We start from the raw sequence: 25,879 nt of genomic DNA, 5'->3' as shown, positions 1-25,879 counted from the left end.
GGTGGATCAGGCGTGCGTCGCGGCGCCCTGCGCCCGCGGCAGCGGTGCACCGCTGAGTGGACCCGAATGGCTGGAACAGGCCCTCTTGACTGTGAAGTGGACCTGGAGCACTCCGGTCCAAACGAGCGCCGAGCCCAGCAGGTGGAGCATCACGAGGAGCGAGGGCAGGGCCGTCACCGACTGCACCAGCCCCACGAGCCCCTGGCCCAGGAGTACGGCCAGGAAGGCGACCGCCTTGCGGCGCGCGACGCCGAAGCCGTCCTTGGGCAGCGCGGACAGCAGGGCTCCGGCCAGGACCAGGACCGCCCCGGCCAGCACGCCGTGGACGATGGTCACGGCCGTCCAGTTGAAGGGCATGCGCGCCACGTCGGAGGAGTCACCCGCGTGCGGTCCGGAACCGGTGGCGAGCGTGCCCACGAGGACCAACAGGGCCGTCACCGCGACCAGGGCCGTCGACAGCGACCGGATCCGCGCGCCGGACCGGCCACCCTCGCCGCCCGCGCCGTGCCCAGTGCCGTCGGCGCCGGCATCGGCATCCGCACCAGCGTCGGCATCGGCATACGCCGCGTGCCAGGTGTACACCGCGGCGGTGAGCAGCAGCGTGGCGGCGAGGAAGTGCGCGGCGACGATGTACGGGCTCAGCCGCATCCATACGGTCACTCCGCCGACGACCGCATTCAGTACGACGATCCAGAACTGCGCCCATCCTCCGCGCAGCACGGCGGGCATCGGCTTTTCCTGGAGGCGCGCGGTAATGATGACCCAGCCCACCACCGCGCACAGCGCTCCGGTCAAGAGCCGGTTTCCGAATTCGATGGCGCCGTGCACCCCCATTTCCGCAGTGGGGGCCAGTGTCTCTCCCGTACACATGGGCCAATCCGTGCAGCCGAGACCGGAGCCGGTGACGCGGACGATTCCACCGGTCACGATGATCGCGATACTCGCCACGACCGAACCCAGCGCGGCCAGTCTGACGCTTCTCGCTCCGAGTGAGTACCTGCCGGCGAGCCATGAGAGGGGAGTACGCACGATCAGCCTTCCTTTATTTTGCTTTTACGATCTGTGGCGCGGAGCCCCAGCGTACGCCGCGCGTTTACCCGCACTTGACGGGGCGTCGCAAACGGAACGGAGCGAGCGCCCCGCTGTCGAACTCGGCGGGATCTCCGGCGAGGGTGCGGGGCGCACCGCTGACCACAGGAAGCCGTCGACTCGACCGCGGGGAAGCGCGGAACGAACCGCACCAGCCTGCCCGCGCCCAGCGCGCGGGCAGATCACGGCCCCCTGGGGGAAGGTGGGCACATGACGTACGACGAGGGCTTGGCCCAGCGGATCAGGGGGCAGCTCGGCGAACGGCCGGACATCACCGAAAAGCGGATGTTCGGCGGGCTGTCCTTCCTGAAGGGCGGCAACATGAGCGTGGGCGTGGTCGGCGACGAGCTCATCGCGCGGGTGGGCGCGGAACGGACCGAGGAGGCGCTCGCCCGGCCCGAAGCCCGGCCCATGGACTTCAGCGGCCGACCGATGCGCGGCTGGGTGACGGTCTCGGGCCCCGCTCTCGCGGAGGACTCCGTCCTGCGGCACTGGGTGACGGCGTCGATCGATTTCGTCGACACCCTCGCGCCGAAGTAGCCGGTGCCGCCGGAGCCGGGGCGCGCTTCGAGTCCGGCGGCTCGTACCGCACCCGGGTCACCGGCGAGAACACCGCCTCCGGCCGCTTCATCGCCATCGGCGGGTTCTCCTGCAGCGGTGGCCAGTGGACATGGTCCGGTTCTGCGGTGCATTGGCCTTGGCGCGAGGCTGATCTCAGTGATCGCCCGGTGGACCGCCTACGGGAGCCGTACGCTCGCAGCCGCTCGTTCGGGGCGCTGCCGTCGTCGTCGGCGTACCGGCGCACGACGTTCACCGTGTGGCGTGGTCGAGGACGAGCTCAGCGGGGAGGGGCAGCTGGGCTCACGTGAGCGGTACGCGTGGAGTGCCCCCAGCCGTGTCCCGTGACCAGGCTGGGGGCTCGTCCGGAGGTGCCGGCGGGTGTCAGCCGCCGGCCTTCGCCTTCGTGGCGGTGGCACCCGCGGCGACCGTCGGGGGCTTGAGCTGGATCCAGCCCGCCTTGCTCGGTGCGCCTTCCTCGTTGAGGAGGAAGAGCATGTAGTAGCCGGGCGGGGCCGAGGCGGCGGTCGGTGGGGCCTGGAGCTCCAGGAAGTTGCCGCCGCGGCTCTTGATGCGTAGTTCGAGGTGACGCTGGCTGGTGTTGATCGAGTGGGTGGCGGTGGTCGGGGCCAGTAGGACGGCGCGGGTGACGTCGTTGGGCGTGCTGGTGCTGACCGTGATCTTCTCGTTGTAGGCGACGCTGGGGTTGAAGATCAGGCCGAGCGAGGGGCGGCTGCCCTGGTGGAGATAGGCGGGCTCGTAGATCTCGATGCTGCCGTTGTTGTTGTCGGTGATGTCGGGGTCGTTGGCGAGCTGCTGGAGCTCGTCGCCCGTGACCATGACTCGGCCGTCCGGGAGGACCACGGCGTTGGAGTGGTAGCCGCGCGGAAGCCGCTGGACGGGGCCGAGCTTCCAGTCGCCGTTCTCGTCGCGCAGTTCGACCTGGCGGTACTTGAGGTCGGCGTTGGGGTTGTACGGCCCGTTGCCGTAGTCGCGGATATCGAAGGCACCGTTGACGGTGAGCAGGTTGCCGTTCGGCAGCAGCAGAGTGTCGTCCTGGGTACGCCCGAAGGCGCGGGGCTTCTCGGTGTTCCACTTGCCGCCGGCGAGACGGTAGGTGTTCGGGTCGTTGCGGTCGCCGCCGAGGACCAGGACCGAGTCGGGGCCTCTGAAACCGGCCGGCAGGGGGACCGCGGAGCCGTAGTTGCGCCTCCACTGCCCGCCGTCCGGGCCCGGCTTGTCCTTGTTGATGTCCGGGCGGTTCGGCAGGTCGGTCTTGGTGTCGGCGAGGGTGTCGAAGAGCCATTGCTGGTCCACGGAACGGCCGAGTCCGTAGATCTTGCCGTCACGCAGTGAGAACAACTGCGGATAGTCCCACTTGAAGGGGGCTTCGGTCTTGAGCTGGTCCACTCCCCAGCCGATCGGCTTGACCGACTTGTCGAAGGGCACCTGTTGGGTCGCGGCGGGGAAGCGCTCGACGACCGGGGTGGGGGTGCCCCAGCCGAGCTCCGACTGGCCGGACATGATCACCTGGCGTCCGTCGGCGCCGGTGACCACGCTCGGGTACCACCGGCCGACGGACATGTCCTTGTTCAGGTACCACTCCTCCGCCCAGGGGTCGAAGACCAGGGACAGCTTGGCTCCGCTGCCTCCGTTGCCGCCGAGGTTCCCGCCGAAGACGCCGAGCATGCCGTTGGGCAGGTAGGAGTGGCCGGCACAGAAGAACGGGGCCGGGCGGGGTTCGTTCTTGCCGTCGGGCATGTTGACGACCGGCGGCTTCTTCTCGGTGAACGCGTCGGAGCCGGTTCCCTTGGCGGGGTCCCAGATCCAGGCGCGGCCGGCGTTCTCCTTGCCGATGGTGTCGGTGGGGGCGGGCTCCTTCTGCGGGTTGACCTCGATCCGCTCGAAGGAGAACAGCAGGACCTTGCCGGTGGGCAGCAGCGCGATGTGGGCCGCGAAGTCCGGGGATTGGAAGTACTCCCGGAACCGGCCGAACTCGGCGGCGTCAAAGGACGCGTTGGCCTTCTCTTGGGAGGCGGTCAGCGCCTTGAGCCGCTCCGTACGGGTGGTCTGCGGGTACTCGCCGATGCCGGCCATGGCCGTTCGGGTGCGGGCGTGCGCCTCGGCATGTTCCTTGCCGAGTGTCGCGGCTTCCTCCGGGTCGACGGTGACCGGTGCGCTCGCCGCCCGGGAGGCGGGGCCGTACGGGACGGCATCGCCCTCGTCTCCGTGACCGGTGTGGGCGAGTACGGGGCCTGCCGAAGCCAGGGCCATGGACACGGCCATCGCGGTGGCGGCGCAGACGGAGATCGCCGTGGCGAGTCTCCGGCGGGCGGGTAGGCGCGGACTGCTGCGGGACATGGGACTCCTTGCTGGCGAAAGGAAGGCACAGCGCTCCGACTGGGGGACACGTCGGCTGACACGGGCTGCGCCAGGACTGCCACATGATCACGCACAGTGACGAGATTCAGTGTTGAGGCGCGCCGGTCGGCTGTCACCCCGAGGCGTGCACGCGGGTGACTCCGACCAACCCCAAGGTTTCTGCACGCCCCCTACCAGTGCATTCGGGGCGTGAATGGGAGGCGGGCGGCGTAATCGGCCAGTCGGAGGGTGGGAGGGTGTGCGAGTGCCGCATACGTTGTTGATTACTCTGCGCGGTATCGGCGTGGAGGTGTCGATCTTCTGGAGAGAGCATGGTGGACGATCTCAAGCTGCGTGAGAGCGACGACATCCAGGGCGATGTGATCGCCGGCTTCAAGAAGGACCAGATGGCCTTGCTGTTCCTCAAATTCGAGGACGCGGCGCGGGCGCGCACCTGGGTCAAGGCGTTGGAACCGCAGATCTCCACGACGCGGCAGGTGGCCGTCTTCAACGCCGCCTTCAGCAAGGCCAGGAAGGCCTCGGCCGGCGACGATCCGAAGGCGCTGAAGGCCACCTGGATCAACGTCAGTTTCACCTACGAGGGCCTACTGCAGCTGACCGGCAAGGACCCGCTGCCCTCCGTGAAGCCCGGCAGCGGACTGGAGGCCTTCAAGCAGGGCTCGGACAAGCGGGCGCTCGGGGACACCGGCGACAGCTCGCCGGAGATGTGGCTCTTCGGCAACGGCAAGGGCCAGGTCGTCCACGCCGTGCTCACCGTCGCCTCGGACACCGTTCAGGACCTCCAGGCGACGGTCAGACAGCAGCGCGAGGCGTGTGCCGCGGCCAAGATCGTGATCGTGTTCCAGCAGGACGCCGCCACCCTGACCGGCAGCCGGAGGGGGAAGGAGCACTTCGGTTTCAAGGATGGCGTCAGCGAGCCCGGTGTCATCGGCTTCGACGAGCCGGACCCCGTCAAACCCGAGTACGTCAAGGGCCATCACGGCACCCGGCTGATCCCGCCCGGCGAGTTCGTCGTCGGGCACGACCGGGTGGGTGGCGTGCCGCACGAGACGCCCGACTGGGCTGACAACGGAAGCTTCCAGGTGGTGCGCCGGCTCGGCCAGGACGTCCCCGGTTTCTGGTTCCAGGTCGCCGGGCAGCTGAAGGCGCTCAAAGAGGCCAAGGTGGTGCCGCCCGAGGCCACCACGGAGTGGCTGGCGGCCCGCCTCGTCGGCCGGTGGCGGTCCGGCACTCCCGTCGCCACGTGCCCGAATGCCGACCGGCCCTCCAGCGCGCTGGCCGGGGAGGACAACGACTTCGGCTATCGCAACGACCCCGAGGGCTTCATCACCCCGCTCTTTTCGCACCTGCGCAAGACCAACCCCCGGGACGGCCTGCAGGAGAAGCCCGGCGACCGGCCGTTCGACGAGAACCCGGTGATGGACCGCCGCCGGATCATCCGCCGCGGCGCCCCGTACGGCGCGCCCTTCGACCCCGCCTCGGAGGGCCCCGGAGGGCCGGACGAGAAGCGCGGCCTGCTGTTCGTCTGCTACCAGTCGGACCTTGTGCAGCAGTTCGAGTTCATCCAGAAGGCGTGGATCGACAGCCCGGACTTTCCACCCAACCGGACCAACAAGCCCGGCCCCGACGGAATGGTCGGCGCCGCCGGCAAGCTCAGCTACGAGACCCCCGGCAAGACCACGCAGCTGAGCCTGAGCCAGTTCGTCTTCACCGAGGGGTCCGTCTACGCCTTCGCTCCCTCGCTGACCCTGCTGCGGCTGCTCGGTGACGGCCGGCTCACCGACAAGCCGCCCGCGGTCGTCCGGCCAACCGACGCCTTCCTGCCCATCCCCGACATGCAACGGGACAAGGGCAAGAGCTGGTACTGGGCGTATGGGGCGGGCAGCGACAGCGGCGTCTGCCGGACCGTCTCCATCGCCGACGGGGACGAGCACACGGACGTCATCGAGCGCCCCGACCGGCCGCTGACCATGTGGCCGTGCTATGTCGGAGTGACGAAGGTCGACGCGGTCCTACCTGTCCCGGACGAACAGCGGATCAATGGCCGCAGCCGGTTCTGGCTGTTCCACACCGTCGAGGGCCGGCAGGTCTACCGGCGGATCTGGATCGCCGACGGCGCCGAGTCCGGGCTCCCTCCCGAGCAGGCGGCCGGGACCGACCTGCCGGACCGTTCGCTCTCCGCTTGGACCTCGTTCAGCGGCATCGAAAGGGTGGACGCCTTCCTGCCGGTGCCCGACATGCAGCGGGTGAACGGCAAGAGCCACTACTGGGTCTTCCACACCCTCATGGGTCGTCAGGTCTACCGGCTCATCTCGGTCGCCGACGGCAGGATGCACCAGGACGCCCTCGAACGCGGCGACCGAGGGCTCGACCTGTGGCGATCACTGACCGGGATCACACGGGTCGACGAATTTCTCGCGGTCCCGGACATGCAGCGGATCAACGGCATGAGTCTGTTCTGGGTGTTCCACCAGGACCAGTACCGGATCATCGTGATCCGCGACGGCAGCGGCCACGAGGACCAGATCACGGTCGAGGACCGACCCCTGACCATGTGGAAGTCCCTGACGGGCTGACGGACGCCCTGCCCTTGGTCCTCGGGAGCGGCCGCTCGACCGTCGGCCACCGCCTCCCCGCCACGGCCGCCCCCGGGGCCCGGCCGTGGCGGGACCGGAGAGGCGGGTGCGGTCTCGGCGTGTTCCGGCCAGGCAGTCGGGCCGCACCGGCGGCTGATGGCGAACGGTGTCGCCGCCGGGTCTTTGGGATCGTGAGAGGCTCAGCATCTGCTGGTGGTACACGGATGGCACCTCAGCTGACCAGCAAAGACGCTCATCTTTAGCGGAGTTGGCCGGTGGCTGGTCCGTGAATGGTCCGGATCTCGGCCCATCCTCGGGATGGCGGCAACGTGTCCCTCCGGGCTGCAATGCGGCTCCGGCCTCCCCTGGGGCTTCAGCGTGTCAACGGCGTGACGAGCGGCTGTCAGCAGCGGAGGCTCCCGGTCTGCTGACGGACATGCGGCTCTGCCTGCGCAGGGTGGGGGCGCGACCGTGCTGCGGCTACATCGGGGCGGAGTTGATCCGCCCCGGTCGGCCCGTTGGGTGGTGCTGTTCGAGCAGGTCAGCACCACCCAGCCTGATGGCTCGTGTTCCACCGTCCGCTCACGCATAACGGAAGGCTGGTCAGGCACGGTCAGGGGGAGGTCGCTCCTGCCCCCTTGTGCGTCAGACGGGGAGCAGCTGCCACTGCCGTTCCCGGTGGTCGCCCTCCGCCCTGTGCTGCTTGATCGCTGTGGGGGCGTTGGTGTCGACTCGCAGGATCAGACCGCTGTTCCGGTTCGCGATCTCGTACACCGGCGGGGTGTCGGTCGCGGGGTGAGGGCCTGGGCCGGGGTGAGTCCGGCGCCCACGAGGAGGGCCAGTTCGCCGTGGTAGCTGATGCCGTGCGTGGTGGGGTGGCCGGCGCCGCCCGTGCCGTCGGTGCCGGCCAGCAACGGGACCCCGGTCCGGAACATCCGCAGCGCGACGTCGGCCGGGTACCGGGCGACGACCGAGACCGGCCCCACCCGCACCTCGCCCTCGCCCGGGCCTTCGGTCCGCATGCGCTCGATCTCCTTGAGCCACTGCGGGTCGGCGTAGGGCCGCAACCATGGGTCGTCCACGAGGGCGTACTCGGCCGGGCTGTCGGTGGTACCGGTCAGCGAGGTCAGCGTAGGTACGACGAACATGCCCCGAGCCGCAGCGTCTTACGCGAGGGCGTCGTCGGAGAGCCCGTCGGCGGGGGCGTGGGCGAGGCCGTCGACACCGCAGTCGATCACGAGGCGGGCCGAGCGGCGGGTGAGGGTGTGGGCGGCGGTACGCAGCCCGCGCTCGTGTGCGGCCCGCACCAACGCGCGGATCGTCTCGGGGGACAGGACAGGCATCGGTGTGCCGATCGCGGTTCCGTCCTCGATGAAGATCTTGAGGTGGTCCGCCCCGTCGGCGATCCGTGCCGCGACGAAGGCGTCGGCGTTCACGGAGCTGCCGGTCACGCGCGACGTGGTCTGGCAGCGGATCCACGACCGGGCACGCGGCGGGACCGCGTGAGGGGTACGGGGCAAGACACCCTCTACGCCTTCACGGGGGTGGCCGCGATGCCCCGGACCAGCAGCGCGAGGATCTCCTGGAGCCGGTGCTCCAGCGGGGCGCGGCGGGTCTCGGGGGTGGCGCGCGCCCATTCGTACAGCGCCCCGAGGTAGAGGTCGCGCAGGGCGTGGCCCACGCGCTCCGCGGAGAAGTCGGCCGAGAACTCACCCGTGGCGTGCCCGTGCTCCACGATCTTCGCGAAGATGTCGGCGAGGTGCGGGTCCTCGTGCAGGGGGCGCCCGGCCTTGACCCAGGCGGTCAGCATGGCCACGGTCAGCTCGCTCTCGGCGTCGTTGATCCGGCCGAGGACCTGCATGCACTGCGCCAGCTGCGACAGGGCGCTGGGGCAGCTGGGCGGCATGGACTCGGTGACCTCGACCTGGATCCGCTCCCTGCGCTGCTCCGCCCAGGCGAAGATCAGGTCTTCCTTGCGCTGGAAGTAGTTGAAGAAGGTCCCCCGGGCGACGTCGGCGCGTTCGGCGATCTCGTCGACAGACGCGTGGTCGTACCCCTTCTCCGTGATCAGGGCCAGCGCGGAGCTGTAGAGGCGGTCGTGAACGCGCTGCTTGTTGCGCGCGCGGCGGCTGACGGGTTGGTTGTCCACACTGACTCCATGATTTCGCGGGTTTGACCCGGGGAGGCCTCGCAGGACGCGCTGCCGGAGGCTCCCGCCTGCGACGTCGGCGTGTCTCACAGGCCCGCAAAACTTATACCATAGTCCAAACTTTCACCATGGCCGAAACCACCCCGCCCGTCCCGGCTCACTCCTGGCCGCCGACCTGCGCGAACTCCCGCGTCAGAGCGCCCGCGCTCTCCTCCCCCAGCAGACGGCTGACCGATACCCGCAGGTCGTGCCGGGAGGCCAGGTGCTGGCGCAGCCGGGAGGCCATGAGGGAGTCCAGCCCCTGGTCCCGCAGCGAGCGGTCGAGGTCCACCTCGTGGCTGTCCATGCCCAGCACGGACGCCGCGAGCGCCGGCAGGTCGACCCCCGCCGGCGCCACCGCCCCCTGGTCGCCGTGCGCGGGGTCGCCGTGCACGGGGCGGTCGTACGCGGGCTGGTCGGGCGCGGCCGCCGGGGCGGACTGCTCCGGCGTGCGCCGCCGGCCCCCGGTCAGGCGCTCGCGGACCTGCGCTGCCAGGGCGGGTATCCGGTCCAGGCCCGTCGGCCCGCCGAGGGCGGACCTGCGCAGGGTGACCCCCTTGATCCGCGCCACGACCCGCCCGTCGTCCCCCAGCACCAGCACGTGGCCGCGCACCGAGGCACCGGCGGCGACCGGGGGACCCGAAGCCGCCCCGGTCGTCGCCAGGCTCCAGAAGCGCTCGGGCAGTTCGGCCGCGAGCTCGACGGAGTCGAAGCCGACGGCGGCGTAGGTGTGCCGCGCCCCGAAGCGTGCCGCCGGCAGCGCCGCCAGGAGCGGCAGGAGTACGGACTCCCAGCCGGCCGGCGTGGCCACCTGCGGGCGGCGCATGCGGCTCAGGGTCATGCCGTCCCGGCTCCAGGAGCGTTCGACCGCCAGGAACGGCGCGTCCACCGCGAAGCCCAGGCGCGCCAGGTGCTCCTCGAACCGGGCCTGCGACACGTAGCGGCGGCAGGAGGCGAGGGCCCGGTCCAGCACCGCGTCGCCGCCCTGCCGCAGCTCGGCGGCGCCTCCCTCGCGCACGTCGGCCGTCATGCACAGCACGGGCTCGGCGAACCGGGGGTGCAGGGCGTGGACGGTGCACCGCCAGCCGGCCTGGTCGGGGCGCATGGTCAGCCTCAGGCGCACGAGGTCGGCGTCGGAGGCCTCCACCGGCGTCCCGCCCAGGCGGACCCGGTGCAGCGACCAGGCGGCGCCGGGGCGCAGTTCGTGTGCGGCGCCGAGCAGGGCGTCGGCGTAGACCATCGGGGGGACGGGGGCGAAGCCGTGCACGCTGATGGCCTCGCCCCAGGCGGCCGGATCGGTCCGGTCCGCGAGGCTCGTCTCGCGGACGTGGACCGGCGCCGCAGCGGTGGCGGCGTCCTCGCGCGGCGCCAGCCGCAGCGCGATGCTCTGCCAGGGGTAGCCGGGCAGGGCGACGGCCTCGGGGACGCCGCCGTGGTACCGCTCCCAGTCCACCCGGCCGCCGGCCGCGAAGAGCCGTCCGACGGAGCGCGCCAGGGCGGTGGCCTCGTCCTGGTCGCGCCGGAGCGACTCCACGGCGGTACCCGCGGCGCCCAGGGTCTCCTCCACGCCGTGCGTGAGCAGCGGATGCGGACTCACCTCGACGAAGACGCTGTCGTCCGCGCTCCCCGCGGCCCCGACCGCTTCGGTGAAGCGAACCTTGTCCCGCAGGTTCCGCGCCCAGTACGGGCCGTCGAGCTCGGAGCCGTCGACGGGCCCGCCGGTGACGGTGGAGACCATCGTCCTCGACACGGGCGTGGGATCGAGCGCCGCCAGCGCGTCGACCAGGTCCGCCCGGAGCTCGTCGGTGAGGGGGCTGTGCGAGGCGACGTTGACCTTGACCCGGCGGGCCAGGACCCCGCGGGCGTCCAACTCCCGCGCGACGGCGTCCAGGACGGCGCTGTCTCCGGAGAGCACGGTGGCGGTGGGCGCGTTCTCCGCCGCCACGCACACCCGGTCGCCGTAGGGCGCGACGGCCTCCGCGGCCTGCTCGGCGCCGAGTTCGACCGCCAGCATCGACCCGCGTCCCACCAGGCGCCGCATCAGCCGGCTCCGGCGGCAGATCACCGCCGCCGCGTCGGCCAGGGTCAGGGCTCCGGCGACGTGGGCGGCGGCGGTCTCGCCCATGCTGTGCCCGACGCAGACGTCGGGTGTCACACCGCGCTCGGCCCAGGCCGCCGCCAGGGCGATCTCCATGGCCCACAGGACGGGCTGGACCACCTCGACCTCGGCGGGGAAGGACTCGGCGGGGGCTTCGAGGAGTTCCCGTACGGACCAGCCCAGTTCCTCCCGGACGGCGCGGTCGCACTCCTCCAGGGCGGCGCGGAAGGCGGGTGAGGCGGCGAGCAGGCCCCGGCCCATGCCCGCCCACTGGGAGCCCTGCCCGGGGAAGACGAACACCGTGCGCTTGGCGGGGCCGCTCGGGGCCTTTCCGGTGCCGGCGCCGGCGGGCTCCTCCCCGCGGGCCAGCCGTTCGAGGCGGTCGGCGAGGTCCGCGTGGGTGTCGCCCACGGCCCACAGCCGGTGGGGGTGCGCCTCCCTGCGGGTCGCGGCCGCGGCGCAGATCGCGTCGAGGGGGGTGCCATGCCCCTTTCCGCCGGGCCGCAGGAAGGCGGCGTAGGACAGGGCCGTCCTGCGCAGCGAGTCCGCGGAGCGGGCCGACAGCACCAGGAGCTCGGGCCCGGCGGGCGCGGGCCGCGGCGCCGTCGCCGGGCGGGGCTCGGGCACGTACTCGCCGAGGACGACATGGGCGTTGGTGCCGCCGATGCCGAAGGAGCTGATGCCGATGAGGGCCGCGTCCCCGGCGGGTGCGAGCGGTTCGTTCTCCGTCACCAGCCGCACCGCCCCGGCGCTCGCGGCCACCTGCGGGTTCGGCCGGGTGACGTGCAGCGTCGCTGGGATGGTCCGGTGCCGCAGGACGAGCAGGGCCTTGATCAGGCCGGCCATGCCCGCCGCCGCCTCGGCGTGCCCGATGTTGCTCTTGACGGAGCCGACGCGCAGGGGTCCGGCCGCGGCGCCGTGCCGGGCCCGCTCCTCGATCAGGGCGCGCAGTTCCACGGCGTCGCCCACCGTGGTCCCGGTGCCGTGCGCCTCGACGTAGTCGAGGCGGTCCGCGCCGATGCCCGCGGACCGCAACGCCTCCCGCAGCATGGCGCGCTGGCCGGCCACGGAGGGGCGCAGGAGCAGGCCGTCCCCCTGCCCCTCGTGCGTGACGGCGCTGCCTCTGATGACGCCGAGCACCGGGTCGTTGTCCTTGACGGCGTCGCCGAGGCGCTTGAGGATCACGGCGCCGATGCCGTCGCTGCGGACGAACCCGTCCCCGTCGGCGTCGCCGAAGCGGCAGCGGCCGCCGGGCGCCAGCATGCCCCCTTGCGAGTAGGCGATGGCGTCGTCCGGGGTCAGGACGAGATTGGCCCCGCCGACGACGGCCAGGTCGCTCTCGCCCGTGAGCAGGCTCTGGCGGGCGCTGTGCACGGCGACCAGGGACGAGGAGCAGGCGGTGTCGAGGACGAGGCTGGGTCCGCGCAGGTCCAGGCAGTAGCTGAGCCGTCCGGCGGTCACGCCGCGGATGCGGCTGCCGGCCGCGCCGTGCACGTCGGCGGTGGCGTGCGCCTCCCCGTACTCGGCGGTGGCCTGTCCGACGAAGACGCCCGTACGGCTTCCCGCGAGGGACGAGGGGACGATGCCGGCGTCTTCCAGGGCCTCCCAGACGACGTGCAGGAGCAGCCGCTGCTGGGGGTCCATCGTCTTGGCCTCCACCGGTGCGATGCCGAAGAAGGCGGCGTCGAACCCGAAGGCGTCGGCGAGGAATCCGCCGTGGCGGCTGACGGTCTTCCCGGGCGTGCGCGGGACCGGATCGTAGAACCGTCCGGCGTCGAAGCGGTCGGGCGGGACCGGTGTGATCGAGTCGGTGTTGTCGAGCATGTTCTGCCATAACTCGTCGATGCCGTCCGCCTGTGGGAACCGGCATCCCATGCCGATGACGGCGACGGCCGAGTCCACGCTTCGGAATTCCTCGGGCATTTCCCCACCCCTAGTCCTGATGGCGCGATCGTGCACCTGCCTCCACCGCAGATGCCCGACCAAAAATACACTTGAGATCAATTTTGAGCTAACGACTATGCACGCCAAATCCCCGCGATTGCAGCGAAGTTGGACAGCTCTGGCTACTTGTGTCCCAGGTCACAGAGAATTTGTACTTGCGTCAAAACTTGTCTTGCCATCTATAGTTGCTTCCGAGATCACGATGGCTGGCTGGAACGAGGCCACGGATCCGGGGGCAGAGATCGGGGGATCGCCGTGCACCACACACACTCCGCTTCCTCACTCCCTCCTTCCGTTCGGAGACCTGACGAGGAGTACTGAATGGCGGCGACCATGCCGAGGCACACCATTTCCGGCCCTTCGGGCAACGGACTTTTCACCAACGGCACACCCACGCGCTCGTGGACGGTCAGCACCGCGAAACCGGTCACGTACGAGGTGCGTTTCGAGAACGGCCTCCTCGACCCCGCCAACCCCGCCCTCGCCGAGGCCGGGAACGCCGCCGGGACCACCGGTTCGCGGCGCCTGCTGGTGGTCGAGGAGCAGGTGCAGCGCCTCTACGGCGACCGCATAGCGGCCTACTTCGCGGCGCGCGGCCTGGACACCGAGACCTGCGTCCTGCCCGCCCACGAGCAGCTCAAGACCATGGAGTCGGCCTTCCGGGTCGTGGAGTCCATGGACGGCTTCGGCATCGCGCGCCGCCACGAGCCCGTCGTCGCCATCGGCGGCGGCGTCCTGATGGACATCGTTGGCCTCGCCGCCAGCCTCTACCGGCGCTCCACCCCCTACGTGCGCGTGCCGACCACGCTCATCGGCCTCGTCGACGCCGGCGTCGGCGCCAAGACGGGCGTCAACTACGGGCGCCACAAGAACCGTCTGGGCACCTACCACCCCTCCTCGGTGGCGCTCCTGGACCCGATGTTCCTGGCCACCCTCGACCAGCGCCACATCTCCAACGGGCTGGCCGAGATCCTCAAGATCGCCCTCGTCAAGGACCGGACGCTCTTCGAGCTGCTCGCCGCCCACAGCAAGGCCCTGCTCAGCAGCCGGCTCCAGCCCGGCGACGACCCCTCGGACCGCCGCGTGGCCGAGGACGTCCTGTGCCGCGCGGTGCACGGCATGCTGGAGGAGCTGCAGCCCAACCTCTGGGAGCACCAGCTCCAGCGCCTGGTCGACTACGGCCACTCCTTCTCGCCGGTGATCGAGATGGAGGCCCTGCCCGAGCTGCTGCACGGCGAGGCCGTCTGCGTGGACATGGCCTTCACCACCGTCCTCGCCCGCCGCCGCGGACTGGTCGACGACGACGAGGCCCAGCGCGTGCTCGCGGTCATGGACGACTTGGGGCTGCCCGTATGGCACCCCGCCTGCACGCCCGCGGCCATGGAGCGGGCCCTCGCCGACACCGTCCGGCACCGCGACGGACAGCAGCGGCTGCCGCTGCCGATCGGGATCGGCCAGGCCTGCTTCGTCAACGACCTCACCGCACCGGAGGTGCGCGGGGCGCTGGAGGAACTGCGCGAGCGGGACCTGGCCCTGCGGAGCGCCCTGTGATCGTCGCCGACACCTCGCAGGCCTCGCACGTCCACGGCGTGCACGGCGCGGAGGGCCTCACGTACTGGAAGTGCCTCGCACGCCGCACCGGCACGGCCGGCTCCTGGGAGGCGGTGGAGTGGGCCTGCCTGCCGCCCGGCGCCGTCAGCGGGGCCCACCGGCACACCCGTACCGAGGAGATCTACTTCGTCCTCTCCGGCCGGGGGGAGTTCCTCCTCGACGACACCGCCCACCCGGTGCGCCCCGGCACCCTGGCCCTCACCCGCGCCGGCAGCACCCACGCGCTGCGCAACGTCGGCGACGGGGAACTCGCCTGGCTGGTCGTGGAGATGTCCACGCCGGCGACGCACGCCGTCCTCACCCGGGACGCCACCCCCTTCCCTCCTGGAGGACACATGCCCCGCAGCCGGGTCTACCAGCTCGACGAGGTGCTGCGCGTCGATCCTTCCGAGGCGTTCGACGGCCCCTTGTCCACCATCCGCATCCTGACCCTCGACGAGGGCGGCAGCCGGACGCTCACATCGCGGCACAGCGAGCACGTCCTGTTCACGATCGACGGCGAGGGCGTCGCCGACGGGCCGGGCGCCCGGGTCGAGCTCACCCCCGGCACCGCCCTGACCCTGCCGCTCGGCGGCGAGGTCCGGATCGAAGCCGCCGAGGGCGGACTCCAGCTCTTCCACGCCGAGATGGACGTCCCGCACGCCCGGGGGAAGGACCGATGATCGTCTCTCCCGCCGCGGCCCACGCCCGGGTGACCGGGCCGGGCGGCGGTTCCGACACCGGCTCCGGCACCGTCACCGGCGGGGGCACCGGCACCGGCTCCGTCCTCAGGCGCTGTCTGGCCCGGCGCGGCATGCTGCATAGCGAGTGCGAGGCCGTCGACCAGCTGGTCCTGCCGCCGCACGTCGGCGTGGAGCACCTCGGCCGAGCGGGGGTCGACGAGGCGTGGTTCGTCCTGTCCGGGACGGTCACGGTCGACGAGTGCGACTCCCCGCCCTGGACGCTGCACGCCGGCCAGCTGATGCTCAGCCCGGCCGGCACCCGCCCCCACATCAGGGCCGGCGCCGAGACGGCGACGCTGCTGCTCGTGGCGACGCTCCCCGACGAGCGCGCCGCCCAACTCCCCCCTCGTACACCGGAGATCCTCCATGACTAGTCCGGCCGCACTCGCCCCGGCCGCCGACGACCCGGTCAACGGCGCCTGGCCCCAGGGGTCCATGCGGGCCGTCGCCGTCGTCGCGCACCGGACCGTCGAGACCGTCCGGGTCCCGATCCCCGGGCCGCTCGCCGGCCACGCCCTCGTCCGCGTCGCCTACGCCGGACTGTGCGGGACGGACCTCGAACTCCTGCACGGCACGGCGAGTTACGTCCTCGACGGCCGCGCCACCCACCCGCACGTCGTCGGCCACGAGTGGAGCGGCACCGTCGTCGCCGCCCCGCCCGGTTCCGGTGTCGCCCCCGGGCAGACCGTGGTCGGCCAGACCATGGTCCCCTGCGAGAGCTGCGCCCACTGCCGCGGCGGGCGGCGCAACCTGTGCCCGCACATGCGGGAGGTCGGGCTGTACGGCCTCCAGGGCGCGGCGGCCGAGTACGTCCGGGTGCCGGCCTCCTCGCTGGTCCCGGTCCCCGCCGCGGTCGACGCCCGGTCCGCCGCGCTGGTTGAGCCCGCGGTCACCGTGGTCGAGGCCTTCCGGCGCGCCGGCTGCCGCGAGAGCGACCGGGTCGCCGTCGTCGGCACCGGGAGCATCGGCCTGCTCGCCGTCCAACTCGGCGCCCACTTGGCCTCGTACGTCGACGCCGTCGGGGTGGACCCGGCGGGCGTGGAGCTGGCGACCGGGCTCGGGGCCCGCCGCGGACTGCTGCCCGACCGGGCGGAGCCGGGCGCGTACTCCCTGGTCGTCGAGGCCTCCGGGGCCCCGGCCGGCTTCACGACCGCCCTGCGGCTCGTCGAACCGGGCGGCCGCGTCGCCGCCATCGGTGTTGCCCACGCGCCGGTGCCGGAGATGGACGCCGCCCGCATCACGCTCGACGGGATCTCCCTGCTCGGCATCCGGCACGGGCTCGACCACTACGACGACACCCTCGGCCTGTTCGACCGCGGCGTGCTGCGCGCCGACCCCCTGATCAACCGGGTGCTGCCCGCCTCGGACGCGGACCAGGCCTTCCGCCTCCTGGAGGAGGGTCGCGGCGCCCGCCCGAAGATCCTGCTCCGGTTCGACCCCTCCGCCCCGGCCCACGAGGACGACCATGACCACTGAGAACACCCGCCGCAGCACCGCCTTCGTCACCGGCGCCAGCTCCGGCATCGGCCGCGCGACGGCCGTCGCCCTCGCCGAGGCGGGCCACCACGTCGTCCTCGGCTACCGCGCCGACGAGGAGGGCGCCCGTCGTACCGCGGACGCCATGCCCCCCGGTGCCGGGGCCACGCTCGTCCGGCTCGACCTGGGCGACCCCCGGGCCGCGGCCGAGACGGTCCGCCGCACCGCCGAGGAGCTGGGCGGGATCGACGTCTTCGTCAACAACGCCGGCGTCAACCGCCGCGCGGACGCCCTGGAGGAGGACGCCGAGGGCTGGCAGCGGCTCCTGGACGTCGATCTGACCGGCCCCTTCCTCTGCGCCCAGGCGGCAGCGGCGTCCATGGTCGCCGCGGGCCGGGGCGGACGCATCATCAACGTCACCTCCGTGCACGAGCACATACCCATCCGCGGCGGCAGCGCCTACTGCGCCGCCAAGGCCGCCCTCGGAGCGGTGACCAAGGTGATGGCCCTGGAGCTCGCCGAGCACGGCATCACCGTCAACTCAGTGGCCCCGGGAGAGACCGCCACCCCCATGAACGGCGTCCCCGAGCACACCGACGCCGCCGACGTGAAGCGCCCCGCCATCCCGGCCGGCCGCCCCGGCCGGCCCCGGGAGGTAGCCGCCCTCATCACCCACCTCGCCTCGCCCGCCGCGGCCTACACCACCGGGGTGTCGCTCACCGTCGACGGCGGCCTGAGCCTCATGGCCGCGATCCCCAACCAGGGCTACGCCAACTCCCTGTGACGCGCGCCGCCGCACCGCCCACCCAGAAAGAAGACCTGCCCATGACCAGCCTGCTTCCGGCATCCCAGCGCACCGGAATCCCCACCGCCCGAAGCGTGGACCACTTCGCCTTCACCGTGCCCGACCTCGACCAGGCCGTGGAGTTCTTCACCACCACCCTCGGCGGCGAGCTCGTCTACCGGCTCGACCGGCTCGTGCGCGAGGACGACTGGATGAGCGTCCACCTCGACGTCGACCCCCGGGCCACCGCCGAGATCGCCATGCTGCGCCTGGGGCCCACCAGCAACATCGAGCTCTTCGAGTACACGGCCCCCACGCAGAACACCGTGCCGCCCCGCAACAACGACGTCGGCGGCCACCACCTCGCCTTCTACGTCGACGACGTGGACGCCGCCGTCGCCTACCTGAGCGGCCGGCCCGGCGTACGCGTCCTCGGCACCCCGCAGGAGATGCCCGAGGGCTCCCCCAACGCGGGCGACCGCTGGATCTACTTCCTCACCCCCTGGGGCATGCAGATGGAGGTCCACTCCGTCCCGCAGGAGATGCCGTACCACCAGGAGACCGACGGGCGTCGCTTCGGCCCGGTCGCGCAGTGGCACAACGGCGACGAGAGCGCTCCGGCCGGCGGCATCCCCACCGTCCGCAACGTCGACCACGTCGCCTACACCGTCGCCGACCTCGACGCCTCCGTGGCCTTCTTCACCGAGGTCCTGGGCGCGGAGCTGCTCTACCGGATCGGGCCCCTGCCCCTCGACGCCGACGTCATGAGCACCCAGCTGAACGTGCACGGCGCCGGCACCATCGAGCAGGCCATGCTGCGCCTGGGCCCGACGGACAACATCGAGCTCTTCTCCTACGGCGTGCCCGGCTCCTCCGCCCACCCGCCGCGCAACAGCGACGTGGGCGGCCACCACCTCGCCTTCTACGTCGACGACGTGGACGCCGCCGTCGCCTACCTCCGGGCGCAGGACGGCGTGGAGATCCTGGGCGAGCCGGAGACCATCCCCGACGGCCCCATCGCCGGGGACCGCTGGGTCTACTTCCGTACGCCCATCGGCATCCCGATGGAGGTCCTCAACATGCCCGACGGGGCCATGCCGTACGAGGCCGGCACGCCGGCGCGGCGCTGCGACGGCGGCCCGGTGGCCTGGACGAACCGTCCCTGACCGGACACCAAGGCCATCCGGCCACCCGGCCACCCCGTCGACAGAAAGGGACACCCATGCGGTGGGACGACATATACCTGGCAGGCACCGGCGCCTGGCTGCCGACCGACCACGTCACGGCCCGGCAGGCCGTCGCCGACGGCGACTACAGCCCCGAGGAGGCGGAGCGCAGTGAGCAGCTGCACCTGATCGTGGCCCCGCCGGACGCCTCCACCCCCGGGATGGCGGCGGCCGCCGCGATCCAGGCCCTGCGGCGCGCCGCGCGCACACCGGGCGAGGTGGACGTGCTCCTGTACTCCGTCCTCAAGCACAACGGCATCAACGTCGCCAACCCCACCTCCTACGTCCAGCGCGAGGTGGGCAGCGCCGCGGCGTTCGCCGCCGAGGTCCGCGCGGGATCCAACGGCGGCCTGGCCGCTCTGGAGTTGGCCTGCGACCGGCTCGCGGCCCGACCGGACGCGAACCTCGCCCTGGTGACCTGCGCCGACATCTGGGGGCCGCCCCACTTCGACCGCTGGCGGGCCGACTCCGGCCTCGTCTTCGGCGACGGCGGGAGCGCCGTCGCCGTGTCGACGCGGGGCGGGTTCGCACGGCTGCGGTCCCTGGTGACCACGCAGGACCCCGAACTGGAGGGCCTGCACCGCGGGAACGACGGCTTCGGTGACTTCCGCAACGGCGCCGACCACCCGATAGACCTGTTCCAGCGGGCCCAGGCGTTCCTGGAGCGGATGCCCAAGGAGGAGCTGTGGAAGCGCGGCGCCGTCGGCCTGCACGCCGCCGTCGCCCGGGCCACGGACGAGGCCGGCATCGCGCTGGAGGCGGCCGACCACGTCGTACTCCCGCACTTCGGCTCGCAGTTGCTGCGCCGGCAGGTCCTGCAGCCGATCGGGCTGTCCGACTTCTCCCGCACGACCTGGGAGTTCGCCCGCCGGGTGGGCCACCTGGGAGCCGGTGACCAGTTCGCCGGGCTCAACCACCTGGCCGAGAGCGGCACCCTGCGCCCCGGTCAGCACATCGTCGTCATCGGTGTCGGCGGCGGCTTCAACTGGAGCTGCGCCGTGCTGGAGGTGCTGGACACCCCCGCGTGGTCGGGCCGTGAGAACGCCCCGCACCCCGGCCACGCGCCGGCCGGTGAGGGGAGCGGAACATGCCGGTAGGAATCGTCCGGACCGGGTCCCACCTGCCGCCCGGCGTCGTGGACAACGCCATGGTGGCCGAGTGGAGCGGCGCGAGCCGCGAGTGGACCAGCGAGCGCACCGGAATCGAGGAACGCCGCTACGCCGCCCCGGGCGTGGCCACCTCCGACCTGGCGACGGCCGCCGCCCTCGACGTGCTGGGCGCCGATCGCTCCGCGTGGCCGCGCGTGGACACGATCGTGGTGGCCACCTCCACCGGAGACCAGCCGCAGCCGGCCACCGCGGCCATCGCCCAGGACAAGCTGGGGCTGCACGGCGTCCCCGCCTTCGACGTCAACGCCGTGTGCTCGGGCTTCCTGTTCGGCCTGAACGTCGCCCGCGCCCTGGTGGAGCAGCAGGACGGCCACGGCGCGGCGCTGCTGATCGCCGCGGACATGTACTCGCGCATCATGAACCGCGGCGACCGCAAGACGGTCGCCCTGTTCGGGGACGGCGCCGGCGCCGCGCTCCTGGCGCCCGTCCCCGACGGGTACGGCATCCACGCCGTGCGGCTGGTCACCGACGGCGGACTCAGCTCGCTGGTGGGCGTGCCCGCCGGCGGTACCGCGAAGGCACTCGACCCCCGGGCGTGGGAGGCGGGCGAGCACCTCTTCACGATGGACGGCCGCGGTGTGCGCGACTACGTCCTGACCACCCTGCCCAAGCTGGTCACCGAGGTCCTGCAGGAGAGCGGCCTGGGCCTCAAGGACATCGACCGGGTGGTCTTCCACCAGGCCAACACCCGCCTGCTGGAGCAGTGCGTCCGCGAACTCGGCCTCGATCCCGCCCGGGTGCCCATGACGGCCCCGGTGTACGGGAACACCGGAGCCGCCTCCATACCGATCACCCTCCACGACTCGCACCTCAAGAGCCCCCTGCGGCGCGGCGAGCGGGTGCTCCTGGCCGGGGTGGGCGGCGGGATGACGGCGGGTGCCGCCGTCATGACCTGGTACTGAACACCGACCGAGGAGTCTCAATGACGAAGTCAAGCCAGCTGCGTGACCGGCGGGGCGGAGGTGAAGACCCTGCCGTCACGCAGCAGAGCCCCCAACACGTTGGCTCGCCGACGGGCCAGGGCGATGACGGCCTGGACGTGCTTGCAGCCCTCACCGCGTTTCTTGAGGTAGAACTCCCGGTTCGGTCCTTCGCGGATGATGCTGGTCTGCGCGGACATGTAGAACACCCGTCGCAGGCGGCGGCTGTATCGCTTGGGCCGGTGCAGGTTGCCGGTCCGCCGACCGGAGTCACGCGGCACGAGCCCAGCCGCGGAGGCGAGATGGCCGGCGTCCGCGTAAGCGGCGAGGTCGCCCGCAGCGACGATGAACTCGGCGCCGAGTATCGGGCCCATGCCGGGCATGGACTCAATGATCTCGGTCTGCGGGTGACTGCGGAACGTCTCGCGGATCTGTTTGTCGATCCGCTTGAGCCGGTCGTCCAGGGCCAGAATCTACTCGGCCAGGTCAGCGACGATCTGGGCGGCCGTGTCCTCGCCGGGCAGGGCGGTCTGCTGGGCCTGGGCGGCTTCCAGCGCCGTCGCCGCCACCGCGTCGGCACCACGCACGCTGCGGTTGGCCAGCCAGGCTGTGAGCCGGGCCCGGCCACGTCGGCGGATCGCCGCCGGGGTCTGGTAGCCGGCCAGCAGCACCAGTGCACCCTTATGCCCCGAGTAGTCGAAGGCCCGTTCCAGAGGAAGAAAGACGCCGGTCAGCACGTCCCGCAGCCGGTTGATCATTCGTACCCGGTCCGCCACCAGGTCCGTGCGGTGGGCGGTCAGCAACGCGAGGTCTGCCGCGAGCTGAGCTGGCACGTCGGTCGCGGCGAAGTCCCGGCGGTGGTGGATGGTTTCAGCGATGACGTAGGCGTCACGGGCGTCGGTCTTCGCCTCGCCGCGGTAGGCGCCGGACATCCGGTTGACCGTGCGGCCCGGCACGTAGACGGCTTGCTGGCCGTGGGCCGCGAGCAGGGCCAGCAGCAGGGCGGAGGACGTACCGGAGATGTCCACCGCCCAGTGGACGTCGACCACCGCCCCCCAGTGGTGGCCCTTCCCCGCGTCGATGCCGGCCCACGCCTGGGCCCGTCGCTCACTCACTCGCCCCTCCTCGTTCCGCACGGTTCGCCGTTGGCCCGAGGAACACCCCGCTGTCATCTCCGTAATCAGCGACCGAAGCGCACATCTCAATCAGCAGCCAGGGCGCCCCGGAGAGGCCGGACGGCCACTCCTTGGGAGCCACAGAAGGCAAGACACCATCAGCCACATCCGGCCCTCCCGGGCCGCCCAACAACTTACGGAGACACCATGAAGCTCGAAGAGAAGACGGCGGTGATCACCGGGGGGACGAAGGGCCTCGGCCTGGCCATCGCCCGCGAGTTCCTGCGGGAGGGCGCCCGGGTGGTGTGCGCGTCCCGTTCGGAGGGGGACGTCAAGGAGCTGCGGGAGGAGTACCCCGGCCGCACCCACTACGTCCAGGTCGACGTCAGCGATCCGCAGGCCGTGCGGGAGCTGATGCGCACGGTGGCGGAGGACTTCGGGCACATCGACACCGTCGTCGCCAACGCCGGCGTCAACCGCGACGGCAAGGTCGAGTCCCTGGACCCCGGGGACTGGCAGATCATGCTCGACACCAACCTCACCGGGGTCTTTCTGTCCGTGCAGGCCGCCGTCCCCTACCTCAAGGAGAGCGGCGGGTCGGTGATCACCGTGTCCTCGTGCATGGGCAGCCGGGTCGCCGTCGGCACCGCCGGGTACGCCGCGTCGAAGGCGGCCGTGGAGATGTTCACGAAGGTCGCGGCCGTGGAACTGGGCCGCAGCGGCGTACGGGTGAACTCCCTCGCCCCCGGCATCCTCGACGAGGGCATGGGCCGGGAGCTGGCCGACAACGAGCGGGCCTGGGAGGCGTACAGCAGGCGCTTCGCGCTGGGACGTGCCGGCGAGGCCCGCGAGGCGGCGCGCGCGGCGGTCTTCCTGGCCTCCGAGGACGCCAGCTACGTCAACGGCGAGATCCTCGGCGTCAACGGGGGCCTGCTGTGGGCGTGACGCTCGACATCGACGAGGGGGTGGCCACCCTCCGCCTGGACCGCGCTCCGGTCAACGCGCTGGACCGCGAGGCCCAACGGGCGCTGCACCGGGCCGCCGCCGAGGCGGCCACCGATCCGCGGGTCAGGGCCGTGGTCCTGTACGGCGGCCCGGCCGTCTTCAGTGCGGGCGCGGACATCAAGGAGATGGCCGCCATGACGCACGCCGACATGCACGAGCACGCCGTCGCGCTCCAGGAGGCGTTCAGCGCGGTCGCCCGGATCGAGAAGCCGGTCATCGCGGCCATCAACGGCGCGGCTCTGGGCGGCGGGTGCGAGCTCGCGCTGACCGCCGACTTCCGCGTCTGCGCGGACGACTCGCGCCTAGGCCTGCCCGAGATCCTGCTCGGCGTGATCCCGGGCGCGGGCGGCACGCAGCGGCTGCCGCGGCTGGTCGGTCTGGCCGCCGCGAAGGACATGGTCTATTCGGGGCGGGCGCTGTCGGCCGAGGAGGCGCTGCGGATCGGCCTGGTGGACGAGGTGGTCCCGGCCGCCGAGGTGCTGTCCGCGGCGCTGCGCCGGGCCCGCTCGTACGCCCTGGGGCCGGCGGCCGCCCTGGCGGCGGCGAAGTACGCCATCGACCACGGCAGCGCGGCCGGGCTGAACGAGGGCCTGGCCGTCGAGCGGGAGCGGTTCGCCGCGCTGTTCGGCACCGAGGACCGGGAGCTGGGGATGGGCAGCTTCGTCGCCCACGGCCCCGGCCGGGCCCGCTTCGCGGGCAGATGAGCCCGCGCCCGCGCCCCCGTCGGCGGCTCGTCCCTGTCCCCGCCCCTGTCTCCACCCCCGTCCCCGTCCCCGTCCCGAAGAACCTTCTGGAGAGGTAGAGCTGTGCCCCTTCCCCTGTTCGCCCTGCTCGTCTGCGTGTTCGGGGTGGGAACCGCCGAGTACGTCATCGCCGGCCTCCTGCCCAACGTCGCCTCCGACGTCGCGGTCAGCGTGCCCAGCGCGGGCCTCCTGGTCACCGCCTACGCCGCGGGCGTGGTCGTCGGCGGACCCCTCATCACCGCGCTCACCACCCGCGTCGAGCGCAAGACCCTGATGCTCACGCTCATGACGGTCTTCACGCTCGGCAACGTCCTGGCCGCCGTCGCCCCCGGCTACGGGGTGCTCATGGTGGCCCGCGTGATCTCCTCCCTGGCCCACGCGACCCTCTTCGCCGTGGCCCTGGTCGTCGCCGTCCAGTCCGTGCCCGCCGAGAAGCAGGGCCGCGCCGTCGCTCAGGTCGCCGCCAGCCTCAACCTGGCCACGGTGCTCGGCGTCCCGCTCGGCACCCTCCTGGGCGAGGAGTTCGGCTGGCGCTCCACCTTCTGGGCCGTCGCCGCCGTGGCCCTGGTCGGCACCCTGCTCATCGTGGCGTTCATCCCGGCGGCCCGCGCCGGTGCCGACGCGGTCGCCCCCGACACCACCACGCTGCGCGCCGAGGTGTCCGTGTTCGCCCGGCCCCAGGTGCTCCTGGCCATCGCGATCACCGTCCTCGGCCAGACCGGCGCCTTTACGGCCTTCACATATCTGGCGACCATGCTGACCGACACCACCGGGTTCTCCGGCACGGCGGTCACGGTGCTGCTCCTCGTGTACGGCATCGGCTCGCTCGCCGGGAACCTGATCGGCGGCCGGCTGGCCGACCGGTCCCTGATGAAGTCCCTGTGCGGCATGCTCGTCGCCCTGCCCCTCGCCCTGGTCGTGCTCGGCCTCACCCTGCACAACAAGGCGGCCGTGTCCGTGGCCGTGTTCGTCTTCGGCGCGGCCGCGTTCGCCATCACCCCCGCCCTGCAGGCCCGCCTGCTCGGCGCCGCGGCCGGGGCCCCCACCCTGGCCGTCTCGGCCAACATCTCCGCCTTCCAGCTCGCCAACGCCTTCGGCGCCTGGATCGGCGGCCTCGTGATCGGCTCGTCCCTCGGCGCCACCGGCGTCAACTGGGTCGCCGCCGTCATCTCCCTGCTCGCCCTGCCGCTGGCCGTCCACGCCCTGCGCTCCGACCGCCGCGCCGCCGGTGCGGGCACCGGCCCGGCGCCGGCGCAGAGCCCCGCGCCCGCCGAAGCCTGACCCACCGCAGCCCGACCCCGAGGAAGAACACCCCATGCGCGCAGTAGTGATGAACGCCTACGGAAGCCCCGACGTCCTGCACGAGGCCGACGTGCCCGACGCGCCCGCGCCCGGCCCCGGCCAGGTCCGGATCCGGATCGAGGCGGCGGCGGTCAATCCGGTGGACAACCAGGTCCGCTCCGGATCGAAGGGCGACGAGATCACCCTCCCGCTGCCGATGACCCTGGGCTGGGACCTCTCCGGCCGCATCGAGTCCACCGGACCGGGCGTGGAGCGGTTCGCCGTGGGCGACCCCGTCATCGGCCTGTCCGCCCAGCCCGCCACCGGGCTCGGCACCTGGGCCGAACTGGTCACCCTCCACGAGTCGCTGCTCGCCCCGGCCCCGCGCTCCATCAGCCTCCGGGACGCGGCCGCCCTGCCGCTGGCCTCGCTCAGCGTGCACCAGCCGTTCGAGCGGCTGCGCCTCCCGGCCGGGGCCTCGGTCCTGGTCACCGGCGCCGTGGGCGCCCTCGGCGGCTACGCCCTCCAGCTCGCCGCGCACCGCGGCTGGCGCCCGTCGGCGCTGGTCCGCGAGCAGGACGTGGACCTCGCGGAGGAGCTCGGGGCGCACGAGGTCCACACCACGGTGGCCGGCGCCGCCCGGGCCGGCGGGTACGACGCGGTGTTCGAGACCGCCGGCATCCCCGACGCGATCAAGGCTGTGCGGGACGGAGGGTCCCTGGTCACCGTCGTGCCCACGGTCGTTCCGCCCGCCGAGCGCGGCATCACCCCGCAGGTCTCCTACGTCGACCAGGACGGCGCGGCACTGGAGGAGCTCGCCGCCCTCGTGGACCGCGGGATCCTCACCGTGCGCGTCGCCCGCGCCCACCCCTTCGCCCGGGCGGCCGAGGCGGTAGCCGGCTTCGAGGCCGGCGGCGTCCGCGGCAAGGTGCTCCTCGTCCCCTCGGCCACCCCCGACGGCGCGGCCGGCTAGCCGGCGGCAGCGCCCCCGT

The 25,879-nt window shown here is 72.3% G+C and carries 20 protein-coding genes and 1 pseudogene; 14 read left to right on the top strand and 7 right to left on the bottom strand.

Annotated features, from left to right (window positions below):
- Nucleotides 1-6 precede the first annotated feature (6 nt).
- Entirely contained in the window at nucleotides 7-927 is a 921-nt protein-coding gene (locus tag OHA65_RS06840; RefSeq protein ID WP_371646774.1) for a heme A synthase, read from the bottom strand.
- A 372-nt stretch (nucleotides 928-1,299) separates the two neighbouring features.
- On the opposite strand from OHA65_RS06840, the gene OHA65_RS06835 reads away from it, so the two are divergent.
- On the top strand, nucleotides 1,300-1,629 hold the full coding sequence (locus tag OHA65_RS06835; RefSeq protein ID WP_328761985.1) for a TfoX/Sxy family protein: 330 nt from the start codon (nucleotides 1,300-1,302) through the stop codon (nucleotides 1,627-1,629).
- Nucleotides 1,630-2,031: 402 nt separating this feature from the next.
- Here the strand turns inward: OHA65_RS06835 and OHA65_RS06830 are convergent, their stop codons facing one another.
- A complete protein-coding gene (locus OHA65_RS06830; protein WP_327282206.1) occupies nucleotides 2,032-4,008 on the bottom strand; it encodes a galactose oxidase early set domain-containing protein in 1,977 nt (658 codons plus the stop codon).
- Nucleotides 4,009-4,340: 332 nt separating this feature from the next.
- Here OHA65_RS06830 and OHA65_RS06825 point away from each other — a divergent pair, with 332 nt between their 5' ends.
- Entirely contained in the window at nucleotides 4,341-6,605 is a 2,265-nt protein-coding gene (locus OHA65_RS06825) for a Dyp-type peroxidase (RefSeq protein WP_328761984.1), read from the top strand.
- Nucleotides 6,606-7,345: 740 nt separating this feature from the next.
- Here the strand turns inward: OHA65_RS06825 and OHA65_RS06820 are convergent.
- The 4 genes from OHA65_RS06820 to OHA65_RS06805 form a co-directional block, all read right to left on the bottom strand.
- Nucleotides 7,346-7,753 carry a hypothetical protein gene (locus OHA65_RS06820; protein WP_327286049.1) on the bottom strand — a complete coding sequence of 136 codons (408 nt, stop codon included), beginning with the start codon at nucleotides 7,751-7,753 and terminating at the stop codon, nucleotides 7,346-7,348.
- Nucleotides 7,754-7,771: 18 nt separating this feature from the next.
- On the bottom strand, nucleotides 7,772-8,056 hold the full coding sequence (locus OHA65_RS06815) for a hypothetical protein (RefSeq protein WP_328761982.1): 285 nt from the start codon (nucleotides 8,054-8,056) through the stop codon (nucleotides 7,772-7,774).
- Between the two features lie 77 nt (nucleotides 8,057-8,133).
- On the bottom strand, nucleotides 8,134-8,754 hold the full coding sequence (locus tag OHA65_RS06810) for a TetR/AcrR family transcriptional regulator (RefSeq protein ID WP_327282203.1): 621 nt from the start codon (nucleotides 8,752-8,754) through the stop codon (nucleotides 8,134-8,136).
- 157 nt (nucleotides 8,755-8,911) lie between these two features.
- A complete protein-coding gene (locus tag OHA65_RS06805; RefSeq protein ID WP_327282202.1) occupies nucleotides 8,912-12,814 on the bottom strand; it encodes a beta-ketoacyl synthase N-terminal-like domain-containing protein in 3,903 nt (1,300 codons plus the stop codon).
- Nucleotides 12,815-13,156: 342 nt separating this feature from the next.
- Between OHA65_RS06805 and OHA65_RS06800 the strand changes: the two genes are divergently transcribed.
- The 8 genes from OHA65_RS06800 to OHA65_RS06765 are packed head-to-tail and all read left to right on the top strand — an operon-like array spanning nucleotide 13,157 to nucleotide 20,725.
- Entirely contained in the window at nucleotides 13,157-14,386 is a 1,230-nt protein-coding gene (locus tag OHA65_RS06800) for a sedoheptulose 7-phosphate cyclase (protein ID WP_327282201.1), read from the top strand.
- Complete coding sequence (locus tag OHA65_RS06795; RefSeq protein ID WP_327282200.1) at nucleotides 14,383-15,108, top strand: cupin domain-containing protein; 726 nt, start codon at nucleotides 14,383-14,385, stop codon at nucleotides 15,106-15,108. Before OHA65_RS06800 ends, OHA65_RS06795 begins: the two co-directional genes overlap by 4 nt.
- The gene (locus tag OHA65_RS06790; RefSeq protein ID WP_266669483.1) at nucleotides 15,105-15,542 is read left to right on the top strand and encodes a cupin domain-containing protein; all 438 of its coding nucleotides are present in this window, start codon (nucleotides 15,105-15,107) and stop codon (nucleotides 15,540-15,542) included. The genes OHA65_RS06795 and OHA65_RS06790 overlap by 4 nt, the downstream gene beginning before the upstream one ends.
- Nucleotides 15,535-16,644 (top strand): alcohol dehydrogenase catalytic domain-containing protein, encoded by a 1,110-nt coding sequence (locus OHA65_RS06785; RefSeq protein WP_327282199.1) that lies wholly within the window; start codon nucleotides 15,535-15,537, stop codon nucleotides 16,642-16,644. The genes OHA65_RS06790 and OHA65_RS06785 overlap by 8 nt, the downstream gene beginning before the upstream one ends.
- Entirely contained in the window at nucleotides 16,634-17,428 is a 795-nt protein-coding gene (locus OHA65_RS06780) for an SDR family oxidoreductase (protein ID WP_327282198.1), read from the top strand. The genes OHA65_RS06785 and OHA65_RS06780 overlap by 11 nt, the downstream gene beginning before the upstream one ends.
- A 41-nt stretch (nucleotides 17,429-17,469) precedes the next feature.
- Nucleotides 17,470-18,594: a VOC family protein gene (locus OHA65_RS06775; protein ID WP_327282197.1), complete on the top strand. Its 1,125-nt coding sequence runs from the start codon at nucleotides 17,470-17,472 to the stop codon at nucleotides 18,592-18,594.
- A gap of 56 nt (nucleotides 18,595-18,650) precedes the next feature.
- Nucleotides 18,651-19,751 (top strand): ketoacyl-ACP synthase III family protein, encoded by a 1,101-nt coding sequence (locus tag OHA65_RS06770; protein WP_327282196.1) that lies wholly within the window; start codon nucleotides 18,651-18,653, stop codon nucleotides 19,749-19,751.
- Nucleotides 19,742-20,725, top strand: a complete 984-nt coding sequence (locus tag OHA65_RS06765) for a ketoacyl-ACP synthase III (protein WP_327282195.1) — start codon at nucleotides 19,742-19,744, stop codon at nucleotides 20,723-20,725. Before OHA65_RS06770 ends, OHA65_RS06765 begins: the two co-directional genes overlap by 10 nt.
- Before the next feature lie 29 nt (nucleotides 20,726-20,754).
- Here OHA65_RS06765 and OHA65_RS06760 read toward each other — a convergent pair.
- Nucleotides 20,755-21,858 (bottom strand): annotated as a pseudogene (locus tag OHA65_RS06760) (IS110 family transposase).
- A 207-nt stretch (nucleotides 21,859-22,065) separates the two neighbouring features.
- Here OHA65_RS06760 and OHA65_RS06755 point away from each other — a divergent pair.
- The 4 genes from OHA65_RS06755 to OHA65_RS06740 all read left to right on the top strand — a co-directional run bounded on the left by OHA65_RS06755 (nucleotide 22,066) and on the right by OHA65_RS06740 (nucleotide 25,860).
- Nucleotides 22,066-22,803 (top strand): SDR family NAD(P)-dependent oxidoreductase, encoded by a 738-nt coding sequence (locus OHA65_RS06755; RefSeq protein ID WP_405754955.1) that lies wholly within the window; start codon nucleotides 22,066-22,068, stop codon nucleotides 22,801-22,803.
- Nucleotides 22,794-23,567 (top strand): enoyl-CoA hydratase/isomerase family protein, encoded by a 774-nt coding sequence (locus tag OHA65_RS06750; protein WP_327282192.1) that lies wholly within the window; start codon nucleotides 22,794-22,796, stop codon nucleotides 23,565-23,567. Before OHA65_RS06755 ends, OHA65_RS06750 begins: the two co-directional genes overlap by 10 nt.
- Nucleotides 23,568-23,669: 102 nt before the next feature.
- Complete coding sequence (locus OHA65_RS06745; protein ID WP_405761552.1) at nucleotides 23,670-24,887, top strand: MFS transporter; 1,218 nt, start codon at nucleotides 23,670-23,672, stop codon at nucleotides 24,885-24,887.
- A gap of 34 nt (nucleotides 24,888-24,921) precedes the next feature.
- Entirely contained in the window at nucleotides 24,922-25,860 is a 939-nt protein-coding gene (locus OHA65_RS06740; protein WP_327282190.1) for an NADP-dependent oxidoreductase, read from the top strand.
- The last annotated feature ends 19 nt before the right edge of the window (nucleotides 25,861-25,879 follow it).

The sequence above is a fragment of the Streptomyces sp. NBC_00045 genome, from assembly GCF_045041095.1.
In the GTDB taxonomy this organism is placed as follows: Bacteria; Actinomycetota; Actinomycetes; order Streptomycetales; family Streptomycetaceae; genus Streptomyces.
This window is presented reverse-complemented; position numbering and strand designations above follow the sequence as displayed.